Origin of the sequence: Aurantimonas sp. E1-2-R+4, from assembly GCF_036549515.1 — a bacterium.
In the GTDB taxonomy this organism is placed as follows: Bacteria; Pseudomonadota; Alphaproteobacteria; order Rhizobiales; family Rhizobiaceae; genus Aurantimonas; species Aurantimonas coralicida_A.
This window is the reverse complement of record NZ_JAZHLK010000001.1, coordinates 85,017-97,585: the sequence shown is the minus strand read 5'-3', so window position 1 is coordinate 97,585 and position 12,569 is coordinate 85,017. Positions and strand designations below refer to the sequence as shown.

The 12,569-nt window shown below is 64.1% G+C and carries 8 protein-coding genes; 5 read left to right on the top strand and 3 right to left on the bottom strand.

Features of this window, described 5'->3' with window-relative positions:
- Positions 1 to 164 precede the first annotated feature (164 nt).
- Entirely contained in the window at positions 165 to 524 is a 360-nt protein-coding gene (locus VQ045_RS00495) for an ArsR/SmtB family transcription factor (RefSeq protein WP_327626148.1), read from the top strand.
- A 134-nt stretch (positions 525 to 658) separates the two neighbouring features.
- Here VQ045_RS00495 and VQ045_RS00490 read toward each other — a convergent pair whose 3' ends face one another.
- The 3 genes from VQ045_RS00490 to VQ045_RS00480 all read right to left on the bottom strand — a co-directional run bounded on the left by VQ045_RS00490 (position 659) and on the right by VQ045_RS00480 (position 5,172).
- Complete coding sequence (locus tag VQ045_RS00490; RefSeq protein ID WP_327626147.1) at positions 659 to 3,904, bottom strand: efflux RND transporter permease subunit; 3,246 nt, start codon at positions 3,902 to 3,904, stop codon at positions 659 to 661.
- Positions 3,901 to 4,863 carry an efflux RND transporter periplasmic adaptor subunit gene (locus VQ045_RS00485; protein ID WP_331828905.1) on the bottom strand — a complete coding sequence of 321 codons (963 nt, stop codon included), beginning with the start codon at positions 4,861 to 4,863 and terminating at the stop codon, positions 3,901 to 3,903. The genes VQ045_RS00490 and VQ045_RS00485 overlap by 4 nt, the downstream gene beginning before the upstream one ends.
- Before the next feature lie 105 nt (positions 4,864 to 4,968).
- Positions 4,969 to 5,172 (bottom strand): YgaP family membrane protein, encoded by a 204-nt coding sequence (locus VQ045_RS00480; RefSeq protein ID WP_327646384.1) that lies wholly within the window; start codon positions 5,170 to 5,172, stop codon positions 4,969 to 4,971.
- 639 nt (positions 5,173 to 5,811) lie between these two features.
- Between VQ045_RS00480 and VQ045_RS00475 the strand changes: the two genes are divergently transcribed.
- From VQ045_RS00475 to VQ045_RS00460, 4 genes are all read left to right on the top strand, one after another.
- On the top strand, positions 5,812 to 6,441 hold the full coding sequence (locus VQ045_RS00475) for a TetR/AcrR family transcriptional regulator (RefSeq protein ID WP_331828799.1): 630 nt from the start codon (positions 5,812 to 5,814) through the stop codon (positions 6,439 to 6,441).
- Between the two features lie 172 nt (positions 6,442 to 6,613).
- Positions 6,614 to 7,681: an alpha/beta hydrolase gene (locus VQ045_RS00470; RefSeq protein WP_331828798.1), complete on the top strand. Its 1,068-nt coding sequence runs from the start codon at positions 6,614 to 6,616 to the stop codon at positions 7,679 to 7,681.
- 60 nt (positions 7,682 to 7,741) lie between these two features.
- A complete protein-coding gene (locus tag VQ045_RS00465; RefSeq protein WP_331828797.1) occupies positions 7,742 to 9,103 on the top strand; it encodes an efflux RND transporter periplasmic adaptor subunit in 1,362 nt (453 codons plus the stop codon).
- Positions 9,100 to 12,207, top strand: a complete 3,108-nt coding sequence (locus tag VQ045_RS00460; protein WP_331828796.1) for an efflux RND transporter permease subunit — start codon at positions 9,100 to 9,102, stop codon at positions 12,205 to 12,207. The genes VQ045_RS00465 and VQ045_RS00460 overlap by 4 nt, the downstream gene beginning before the upstream one ends.
- The last annotated feature ends 362 nt before the right edge of the window (positions 12,208 to 12,569 follow it).

The following is a 12,569-nucleotide window of genomic DNA, read 5'->3' as shown; positions in this document are numbered from 1 at the left end:
ATATCGGCAGCGGATGCCGATGCGTCTTCGGCGATCGCAGCCAGCTCCGAATATTCGGAGCCGGCCGCGGCAACATCTCAAGGCACCGCGAATGGAGCGACGGATTTGATGATTGCAGACATCGATCGCGGAGTAAAATTCCATTGCGCGCATACACGGTACCAATGGGTTTCACCGTGAAAAATCAAAATAGTCCCTCTGAAATTCCGGCAACGCAGCAGAAGGCGACGGCTGCGGGGAACTTACTGCGCATCCTCGCGAATGAGCGGCGGCTTCTGATCATCAGCGAGTTGGTAAAGGAGCGGGAGGTGAACGTCAGCGCGCTCGCCCGGACGGTCGGGCTGTCGCAATCAGCCCTTTCTCAGCACCTGGCCAAGATGCGGGCGGCCGGAGTGGTCGCCTATCGACGGGACGGCCCGACCGTCTGGTACAGACTCGCGAACCCGCAGATCACGGAGCTGCTGGTCACGCTCCAACGTCTCTTCGCCGGCCTGTTGGTCGAAAGGAACACGGGTAAAGACTGACCTGGCGCTTCCGCCAAATTGCAGCGCGCGTTGGACCAAGGGCGATCCTCCGCGCCTGTTCGCCTGGGCCGACACTCAAACGATCCGTGAGATGGCGGGCGTCAACATCAATCTTCCTGTCCTCGACCGATGCATCAGCCGGGCGTCGCCGCGCTCCCCTCGGAATCCTCCACAGATGTCTTGGGCGCGCCCTCGCCCCGCAGCGCCACGTAGATCGCCGGTATGACGAGCACGGTCAGCACCGTGGATGACGCAAGTCCGAACAGCAGCGATATCGCCAGCCCCTGAAAGATTGGGTCGGTCAGGATTACCGCGGCGCCGATCATGGCGGCGAGCGCGGTCAAAAGGATCGGCTTGAAGCGAATCGCGCCGGCTTCCAAAAGCACGTCGATGAGCGGGCGATCCGGGTGACGGGTGTGGCGAATGAAATCGACCAGCAGAATGGAATTGCGCACGATGATGCCGGCGAGCGCGATGAAGCCGATCATCGACGTCGCCGAGAACGGCGCGGCGAACAACCAGTGGCCGAACATGATCCCGATGAACGTAAGTGGAATCGGCGTCAGGATGACCAGTGGCAGCTTGAAGGAGCTGAACTGGGCGACGACGAGAATGTAGATGGCGAGAATCGCCACCATGAACGCCGCGCCCATGTCCCGGAAGGTCACCCAGGTGACCTCCCACTCTCCGTCCCACAGAAGCGTCGGATGGCTCTCGTCATCCGGCTGGCCATTGAACGCGATGACCGGCTTGGGTAGGTCGCCCCAATCGGCCTTTTCGATCGCGTCCCCCACGGCCAGCATGCCGTAGATCGGGGCTTCGAACGTGCCGGCGAGTTCCGCCGTTACCATTTCCGCGGCCCGACCGTTTCGGCGAAATACCGGGAAAGACGCGGGCTCGCGCGTGATCGCCACGACATCGCCGAGTTCCACGATGCCCCGCTCGCCCGGCAAGGCATTGGCGGGGACGGGCGTCGCGAGGGCCCGCTCGTCGAGCCGCTGGTCGCCCTTCGCCATTCCGATACGGATCGGGATCGGCTGACGTCCCTCGCCCCGATGCGAATACCCCACCGTGTTGCCGGAATAGAGCGCCCGGATCGTGTCGTAGATATCGCCTTGCTCGACCCGGTAGTATTCGAGATTGTCCTGATCGATGCTGGCGCGCGCGCGCGTCGCCTGAACGCCGTAGGAATCATCAATGTCGACGATGAACGGCACCGACGCGAAGGTCTCGCGCACCTTCGCGGCGACGGCCCGACGCGTCTGCGCATCGGGGCCATAGATCTCCGCCAGCAGCGTGGCGAGCACCGGCGGGCCGGGCGGCGACTCCACGACCTTCACGCTCGTGCCCTCGGGCAAATCGAGTCCGGCGAGGCGGCTGCGAATGTCCAGGGCGACATCGTGGCTGGCCCGGTCGCGCTCGTCCTTGGGAAGAAGGTTCACTTGAACGTCTCCCATCTGCGCCGCCGCCCGCAGATAGTAGTGCCGGACCAAACCGTTGAAGTTGAACGGCGCCGACGTTCCGGCATAGGTCTGGAACGAGACGACTTCGGGGATCGGCGACATCCGCTCTACGATGGCCTGCAATGCCCGGTCGGTATCCTCGAGCGTCGAGCCCTCCGGCAGGTCGACCACGACCTGAAGGTCGCTCTTGTTGTCGAAGGGCAGAAGCTTGACGGTGACGTCCTTGGTATAAAGCAGCGTCAGCGAGGCCAGCGTCGCGATGCCCACGATGATGAGAAACAGCCAGGACCGCGCCCGCGTCTTCAGGATCGGGCGCGCGACGGCGATGTAGGAGCGGCCGAGAGGTCCAATCGCGTCGTGACCGACGTTTGATTCGCCGTGCCCACCCTTGCCGCCGAGCTTGAGCATCAGCCAGGGCGTCAGCATCACCGCGACGAAGAAAGAAAACAGCATCGCCGCCGACGCATTGGCGGGAATCGGGCTCATATAAGGGCCCATAAGTCCGGAGACGAAGAGCATCGGCAAAAGCGCCGCCACCACCGTCAATGTCGCCACGATGGTCGGATTTCCGACCTCGGCCACCGCTTCGATCGCCGCTTGTGCGCGGCCGCGATCGTCCTTCATCGACCAATGGCGGGCGATGTTCTCGATGACCACGATGGCATCGTCGACCAGAATACCGATGGAGAAGATCAGCGCGAAAAGACTGACGCGGTTGAGGGTGTAGCCCATCAGCCATGAGGCGAAGAGCGTGAGCAGGATCGTCGTCGGGATCACGATGGCCACGACCATCGCCTCGCGCCAGCCGATCGCGAAGGCTACCAGCACGACGATCGAAAGGGTCGCCAAGCCGAGATGGAAGAGCAGCTCGTTGGCTTTTTCGTTGGCCGTCTCGCCGTAGTTGCGCGTGATCGTCATCTCGACATCCGCCGGGAAGATCTGTCCGCGCACCTGTTCCAGGCGATCGATGATCTCTTCCGCGATGACCACGGCATTGGTTCCCGCCCGCTTGGCGATCGCCAGCGAGACCGCCGGGACGCGCTCCAAATCCTCCCCGCTCCTGCGCACCGCGGTCACCCGCGTCTCGTTGGGGTCCGTGGCGAGCACCACATCGGCGACGTCGCGCACATAGACAGGTCGACCATCGCGGGCGGTGAGCAGAAGATTGCCGATTTCAGGAAGCGTCTGCAGCGTCTGCCCCGCGACCAGGACTTCTTGTTGGCCCCCTTCCCGGATCAATCCAGCCTGGAACGAGCGGTTGGCTCCCTGAATCTTCCCGGTGAGCTGCTGCAGCGTGATCCCATAAAGCGACAGACGCTCCGGGTCCGGCTCGATCCTGATCTCTTCGGGCTGCTGTCCGACGATGTAGGTGAGGCCGATATCGGGAAGCTTCGACAGTTCGACCTGAAGTTCGCGGGCGAGTCGGGTCAGACCGTTGGCGGTCCAGCGTTCGGCGGCCTCCGCCGTCGGCGTCAATGTAACGACGGCGATGGCGACGTCGTCGATGCCGCGCCCGACGATCAGCGGTTCCGGGATGCCGACCGGGATACGGTCGAGATTGGCGAAAACCTTGTCGTGAACGCGCAGGATCGCCGAATCAGCGCTGGTGCCGACCTCGAACCGCGCGGTGACAAGGGCGCCGTCGTCCTCAGTCTGCGAATAGACGTGTTCGACGCCATTGATGCTCTTGACGATGGTTTCCAAGGGCTCGGTGACAAGCTTGACCGCATCTTCCGCCTTGAGCCCGTCGGCGCGCACCCGGATGTCGACCATCGGCACCGAGATTTGAGGCTCTTCCTCGCGCGGAAGGGAAACCAGCGCGACCAGTCCGAGCGCGAAGGCCGCGAGCAGGAAGAGCGGCGTCAACGGAGAACCGATGAAGCTCTTGGTCAGGCGACCGGCAATTCCGAGATTCATGGCAGCAAGATCCGGTCGCCCTCTCGCAAGCCGCTCAGGACTTCGATTTTTTCGCTGCCGTCGACCATGAGCCTGTCGCCGAGGATCACGGCCACATCCAGCGGGTCCGGTTCGCCGGCCAGGCGGGCATAGTCAACGCCGTGGCGGGTCGTCACAGCTTCCGGCGGAATGGCAATGGCATCCCGGCGACCGACGGGAATCCAGACCAAAGTCCGTTCCCCGACAAAGTAATCGCCGAGCCCTTCCACCTCGACATCGGCCTGCACCCTGCCCTCGGCAATTTCCGGATAGACTTGGACCAGCCGGCCTTCGCGCAGCTCCGGCGGATGACCGTTGGCTGAACGCGACACCATTCGTTGACCGACCTTGACCGTGTCGCCCTCGACGATTGCCGCCGCGTGGCGTTCGGGCAGCGACAGACGGAGGAAATAGCCCCCGCCGGCGACACGGGCGACCGCTTCGCCAGCCATGATGACCGAGCCCGGCGTCACCGGAATCGTCAGGATCCGGCCGGATGCCGGCGCGAGAACCTTACCTTCGCGCGAGGACTGCTCGATGACGGCACGGTCGGCCTCGGCGGCGGTGACCTGGTTCGTCAAAACGTCCACTTGGGAACTGGCCTGATCGACGCGCGATTGCGGCGAGATCCCACGCTTCAACAATTCCTGAGCACGGTTGAGATCTGTCTGGACGCTGCCAAGTTGGGATTGCAACGCCCGGATCTGCGCGTCGGCCGCATCAAGCTGAAGCGCGATCTTGTCGTCCACGACAAGCGCAATCTCCTCGCCCTTCTCGACCTGCGCGCCTTCGTCGACCGAGATCTGTCGGAGCGTCCCGCCGATGCGGGCCCGGGCGGGCACCACGTCGCGAGCCTCGACCTGACCGAAGACGGCCTTGGTTTCCTCGATCGTCTGCGCGCGCACGACGAACTCCGCCGCGCCGGCCGCCGACCACGACATCACGGCGGCAAGGATAATGAACCCTCCGGCCCGCAAGGATTCCATGAAAGGTCTCCGCATCACAGGTTTTGGCTGACGGGCCGATCGAGCGGCCCGCCTCAGCCGTCAGGAAAAAGCGCAACCCGGCTTCACGCCGAGCTTTCTGAACACGATGGCGGCAGGGCAAAAGCCGGTGATCGAGGACTGGATCAGGTTCAGACCGACGAAGACCGTCAACAAATGCCAGTAGGGAGAAACATACACGCCAAGCGCCACCGACAGCAGGACCATCAATCCCGCAAAGGACAATACCACACGATCGAGCGTCATCTTCGTCTCCTTTGTCAATCGGCGGGCCAGGCCCGCGCCCCTGGAAATCCAAGCGCTTCCGACTGGTGCTCCATCTAACATTCAAATTCCTTAAATTCAATATCATGAATGTAGATGATTTGATTCAGGCTTCGGAAGAGGCGGCGGAGCTGATGGGCACCTGTCGCATCCGTAACGGCTACTCGTGCTCTGCGCACTGGCCGACGGGAAAAAGCCCGTGAGTCGGTCGCGCGAAGAGCTTGCGATCGACCCGGTGCCGATGTCGTAGCAGCTCATGCGGCTGCGGACCGATGGACTCGTATTGGCGCAATGCGTCGGGCGACAGTCTTTCACAAAATTGCTCGGACCGAACTCCTGCTGATCATCGAAGCCTTACTGAAGGCGTTCTGCGCGGATGCTTCCATTGAGTCAGCCTATGCGGGCCGTAATCGCGGCGAGATCAAGGAAACATCGGCGGCAGCCGTGGAGCCTCGGATCCGAGCCTTGCCTTCGTCATGGGTGGCGCGCCGCTGACCGTCTTATTGGCTATCGCCTAACCTGGCGGTCGCACACTTCCCTTTCAGCCGCTTGCAGATACGCGATTGGCAAATAGCCATGCATGGTTTAGTTAGTGCTCCATCACTAATATTTGGAACCGTTATGGCCGTTCGAAAACCCGCCCCGGAGCGCAAGGCCGAGATTTTGGAGGCGACCTTGCGGCTGGCCGACGAGCTCGGCCCTGACCGCCTCTCCACCGAGGCGATTGCCCGCGCGGTCGGGCTGACCCAGCCGGGAATTTTCCGACACTACCCGACCAAACAGGCGATCTGGGAAGCGGTCGCGGCGACGATCACCGACAAAATGGCCGCTGGCTGGCGAACCGTCCTTGATCGTGGCGGCACACCGATCGATCGCTTGCGTGGCTTGATCGGCGCCCAATTGCGGCTGATCCAGGCGACACCCGCGATTCCCGCGATCCTCTTTTCCAGGGAGCTCCACGCGGAGAACGATTTTCTGCGCAAGTCGGTGCTGGGCCTGATGAACCGGTTTCACGCGGCAATCGCCGGCCAAATCGCCAAGGCCCAGGACGAGCGGATGTTCCGCCGGGATCTTGATCCCGACGATGCCGCGTATCTGGTGCTCGGGCTTATTCAGGGACTGGCGGTCCGTTGGTCGCTGAGCGGCCGGTCCTTTCAATTGGCCGACGAAGGTATTCGGCTCCTTGAGGTTCAAATCGGGCTGTTCGCCGCGCCTCCGGCCGACGCGACCGAGAGCGAGCGGCCGACATGAAGCGGAACGGAGTTGGCGGCCGCTGGCCTGTTCGGGGGCCTGATTTCCGGCAGCGGTCAGCGGAAGGAAGAGGAAGGATGATGACCATATGTCCCCTCTCCCGTATCCGCTTCGCAGCGGTCGCGACATGACTTCGGCACCGGGATGCGGCTCGGGGACACTTTGGGCCGCAATGTTGCTGCTGGCGGCCTTTCTGACGGCGACCGGCTGTGCGTCGCGACCCGGCCCGCAGGTTCTCGCAGTGGTTCCGGCGAGCGCGACGGCGGTCGAGCAGGTGACCATCCAGGTTGCCACGACGCGCCAGCGTGACACGACGAACGGCAACTATTCGTCCGGTCGTTCTCCGACACTGAACTTCGAGCGCTTCACTGTCTCCGTTCCAAAGGATCATGTGATGACGGCGATCGAATGGCCGAAAGGTGCGCCGGATCCGGAACAAAGCTTCGCGGTGACGGAACGGACCATCCTGCCGAAGCTCGAATTCCAGGCGCCGTCGCGCCGAACCGGCGGCCTTGCAGGAAAGCGCGATGTCGTCATCTTCGTCCACGGCTACAATTACAGCTTCGAGGAATCGCTGTTCAGGCTGGCGCAACTCGCCATCGACGGCAAGCTGACGGAGACGCCGGTTCTCTTCGCCTGGCCTTCGGCGGCATCCGTGGCGGGTTACGTCGCCGACAAGGACGCCGCCACCTATTCGCGCGACGATCTCGTTCGCGTGCTGACGGATATCGCCAATGATCCGAAGGTGGGAAAGATCACCGTGTTCGGGCACAGCATGGGCGCTTGGCTCACAGCGGAGGCTCTGCGCCAGCTCCGGCTGACCGGCCAGGACGCGGTCATCGATCGGTTGAGCGGCGTCGTACTTGCCGCCCCCGACATCGATGTCGATGTCTTTCGTCGCCAGATGGAGATCATCGGCCCTCTGGACCCGCCGATGACGCTGCTGGTTTCCAAGGACGACCGCGCCTTGATGGCGTCCAGCCGGATCGCCGGGTCCCGCGACCGGATCGGCACACGCGACGTCAACGATCCGCAAGTACAGGCGCTCGCCAGCGCCAACAACATCCGGCTGATCGACATATCTGAGGTCTCGGCTCTCGACGGAACCAACCACAACCGGTTCGTTGGGCTGGTCACGGTGTTTCCGCGGTTGCAGAATGGCGTACGCACCGGCCTCGCCCGGGCTGGCGCCTTCGTGCTGGAGCCGATCAGCGCCACTCTCCTGCCGCCCCGGCCGTAAGGTGGCCCGACAGATGATGCCCTCAACTCGCCTCACCACAAGTAGACCGGAGCCGCTGGAATGACGATCCCGGTCTTCACGAAACGTCTCTTTCCAATCCTGCTGGCGCTCGCCGCCGGAGCCGCGGTCATTGCCTTCATGCTGGCATCCAGAATGCCGCCCGACCGCGTCGCGGACGAAGCGCCGGCGCCTGCCGTGCGGGTGATCGAGGCGCGGCTGCTGCCGGTCATGCTGACCGCGCGCGGATTCGGGACGGCGCGACCGGCGCGGGTCTGGCAGGCGGTGGCGAGCGTCAACGGGCCAATCGCCTTTCGCCATCCCGGCTTGAAGAACGGCAACATCCTTCCCGCCGATACGCGCCTCTTGCAGATCGACCCGACGCGCTACGAATTGGCGATCGCCGCGGCCGAGGCCGACATGGCCGCGCTCGAGACCGAAATCAGCCAACTGAAGCAGGAGCGTTTCAATACATCCGATCTGATGACCCTCGAGCAGCGCCGGCTGGAACTGGCGACGCAGGAACTGGAGCGCGTGCGGTCGCTGGCCGCGAGCGGGACCGTGCCACGGGCGCGGCTGGACGATCAGGAGCGCGCAACGGTGCAGCAGCGCGTGGCCGTTCAAACGCTGGAGAACCGCCTGCGGCTGATTCCCAGCCAACTCGACCACCTGGCCGCGCAAAATGCGCGCGCCGAAACCGCGCTGGCGCACGCGAGGCGGGATTTGGAGGACACCGAGATCATCGCTCCGTTCGACCTGCGGATCGGCGTGGTCGAAGTGGAGATGGAACAGCAGGTCACACCGGGTCAGCGGCTGGTCACCGGGGACGGGATCGCGAAGGCCGAGGCGGTGGTTCAGGTTCGCCTATCGGAACTGCGCCGATTGCTGGCCACCCAAGCGCGTACCGTGCCGACGGTGCCGCTGAATCTCGGCGCGCATTTCGATCTGTCGGCGATCACGGCGGAGGTCCGTCTGGTCGCCGCCGGTGACATGAGCTGGCCCGGCCAGCTGGAGCGCATCGAAAACGAGATCGATCCGGCGACCCGCACCGTTCGCGCCATCGTCTCGGTCGACGAGCCCTATCGCGGCGCGAGTCCGCCCGAACGGCTGCCGCTGGTTCGCGGCATGTATGTCGAGGCGGTGCTGTCCTCGCCGCTGGAGGCCCCGGCCATCGTTGTGCCGATGGGCGCGGTTCATCAGGACACGGTCTATCTCGCGGATGACGAAGACCGGCTGCGCCGGGTGCCAGTCAGGATCGACCTCTCGCTGCGCGATCTGGCGGTGATCGGCGAGGGTCTCGCACCGGGCGACCGGGTGATCATCGACGACGTCGTGCCGGCGGTCGAGGGTATGCGCCTACGGCCGCGACAGGACGCGGAGGCCGAAGCCGCGCTGGCCCGGGCCGCGGCGGAGAGTGCGCCGTGATCCGCTGGTTCGCCGCCCATCCCACCGCCGCCAACCTGCTCCTGATCGTTTTTCTTGCGGCGGGCGCGATCGCCGCGCCCCAGCTGAAACGCGAGACGTTTCCCGACTTTCTGCCGACCGAGGTCAGCATCGCCGTTCTCTATCGGGGCGCCACGGCGGCCGATGTCGAGGAGTCGGTCTGCCAGCGGCTGGAGGAAGGCCTGCGCCGCGTCGATTACATGGAGGAATTTCGATGCAGCGCCGAGGACAATCTGGCGAACGCGCTTGCGAAGATGACGCCGGGCGGCACGGCGAGCCAGTTTCTGGACGACATCAAGACCGAGGTCGAGGCGATCACCGACTTCTCCGACCTCGCCGACGCCCCGGTGATCCGGGAGATGCACCGCACCGATCAGGTCGCCGCCCTCGCCGTCAGCGGGGATATGAGCTTTGACGATCTGGAACGCTACGCCGCGCAATTGGAAGACGCGGTGCTGGCTCTGCCGGACGTGGCCGATGTGATGGTCCGCGGCGTGTCGCAGCGGCAATGGCAGGTCGAGGTTTCGGCCGATCTGCTGCGCCAATACGGCCTGTCGGTGCGCGACATCGCCGGCGCGATCGGGCGACAGAACGTCGATATGCCGCTCGGGACGCTGGAGACGCCGCAAGCCGATGTGCAGTTGCGGTTCACGGATCAGCGGCGGCGGATCGCGGATCTGGCCGATCTGATCGTGATTTCAGGAAAGTCGGCGGCGGAGTTGCGCCTTGGCGAAATCGCCGAGTTGACCGACGGATTCGAGAAGGCCGAGGAAAAGATCCTCTTCAACGGCGAACGGGCGCTGGTTCTGGATATCTACAAGAGCGGCCGCACCGACGCGCTGAGCGTGATGGACCGCCTGCAGGAATTCGTCGCGCTGGAACAGGCCCGCCGGGGCGCGGCGGTGCGGCTGACCATCACCACCGACATGACCTCGATTGTGCGCGATCGACTGGTGATGCTGGTCGAGAATGGCATCATGGGGCTCGTGCTGGTGACGCTGGTGATGAGCCTGTTCTTCCGCGTGCGCATGGCGCTCTGGGGGGTGCTGGGCCTGCCGGTGGCGTTCGCCGGAGCGTTCGTGGCGATGGCGCTGCTGGGTCTGTCGATCAACATGATTACCCTGGTCGCGTTCCTGATGGCGATCGGGATCGTGATGGATGACGCCGTGGTCATTACCGACAATGTCGCGCGCTGCGCGGCCGAGGGACAGGCCCCGCTTGCCGCCGTGGTGAACGGGACGCGGGAGGTCCTACCCGGCGTGATGTCGTCATTCCTGACGACGGCGGCGGTGTTTGTACCGTTGTCGTTCCTGTCGGGCGAACTCGGCGCCGTTCTGGAGGTGGTTCCGATCGTGCTTGTGGCGGCGCTGGCGGCTAGTCTCATCGAAGCGTTCTGGATCCTGCCGCACCATCTGAAGGGCGGGCGGAAGGGACCTGAATCGGAATCGCGCCTGCGCAGGACCTTCGACAAAGGTTTCGCGCGGTTTCAATCCGGCGTCGGCGCACTGGCCGATCGGGCGATCCGCGCGCGCTACATAACGCTGGCGGCGATGCTGGCGCTGCTGCTGGGCTCGGTCGGTTTCATCGCCGGCGGCAACATCCGCATGGAGGCGATGCCCGACATCGATGGCGACGTGCTGGAGGTGCGCATTCTCATGCCGCAGGGCACGCCGCTGGCCCGGACCGAAGCCGTGGTCGAGCAGGTGACGGCGGCGCTGCTAAGCGTCGACGAAGCGCTGACACCGGATCAGCCCGAGGGTGCCGCGCTGGTGCGCTCGATCCGCGCCGACTTCAACCGCAACCTCAGCGCCGGCGAGAGCGGACCGCATGTTGCGACCGTCTCGGCCGACCTTCTGACCGCCGAAATCCGCGCGACGTCGCTCGACGATCTCACGACGCGCTGGCGCGAGGCGATCGGTCCGATCGACGGGCTGGTGAGCCTGATGATCCAGGAACCGGGGTTCGGCCCCGCGGGCGTTCCCATCGAAATCCGCCTGAAGAACTCGGACCTTAGCCGCCTCGACCGCGCGGCGGCGGAGCTGGCGGGCGAGCTTGCCACCTATGCGGGCGTCTACAACGTGATTACCGACCTGCGCCCCGGCAAGCCGCAACGACGACTGTCGCTGGCGCCGGGCGCGGCGGCCGCCGGGCTGTCGGCCGCGGATGTGGCCGAGCAATTGCGGACCGATGTCCTGGGAGACATCGTCGAAACAGTGCAGATCGGTGATCTGGACATCGACATCGTCGTCCGCCAAAGCAGGGGCGAGCGCGCGACATACGATTTTCTGACCGACACCGTAGTGATCGGACCGAATGGCGCACCCATGCCGCTACCGCAGGTGACGGAGGTCGAAGCCGCCCGCGACTGGGCCAAGATCAATCGTATCGACGGCCAGCGGACCGTCACCGTCAGTGCCCAGCTGGACCAGCGCGTCGCCAATGCGGGTGCGATCGTTGCCGATCTCCAGACGGGTTGGCTTGCCTCCCTCCCCGACCGTTACCCGGACATCGGTGTCGCGATCGAGGGTCAGGCGGCCAGCACGGCGGAAACCGGCGCGTCCATCGCGCGCGGCCTCGCGATCGGTCTGCTCGGGATCTTCCTCATCCTGTCGTTCCAGTTCCGCAGTTATCTGGAACCGGTCATCGTCATGCTGGCCATTCCCCTGGCGATCATGGGCGCGATCTGGGGCCACGTTCTCATGGGCTACAATCTGTCGATGCCCTCGCTGGTGGGAGCTGCATCACTGGCCGGAATCGTCGTCAACAATTCCATCCTTCTGGTGCAGTTCATCAAGAGTTATCGCAGCGAAGGAATGGGCATCGAAGCCGCTGCCGGACAGGCGAGCCGCGCCCGCCTGCGGGCGATCTTGATCTCGTCGACTACCACCGCGGCCGGGCTTTTGCCATTGCTGGCGGAAACCAGCACCCAGGCCACCGCTGTCATCCCGCTGGTGATCGCGGTGGTATTCGGGCTTGTCGTCTCTACCGTGCTGGTGCTGATCGGACTGCCCGCGCTCTATGTCATCCTGGACGATCTGGGACTTGCCCAGGTCGAGACACCGGACGGATCGCAGAAGCCCGATTGAACCGCCTGGCCCATCTTTACGCCGCGCCGGTCTGAAACTGCTCTTGCGTTGACAGCCTCCGGATCGAAATCCGGCGGGTGACGAAATACCGCGCTACGCTCGCCCCGCGGACAGAGCGAAATATCCCACGCTTCCCGCGCCACTCAAGGAACGAGGCCTTCGTCTGCAGACCTTCATCTTGAAAGCGTGTAGTGCAAAATTTGATGCAAATGGTGGGAAAATGCGACCGGCCTTTGGCGTAGATGCCAAACGCCAACATTTCCAATGAGGAAGGCTGGTGCGGTCGAGAAGACTCGAAACTCGATCAAAAATCACAGCGAGGGACAATATCCCCTAAAATACGACATGGTACGAAAACCTCT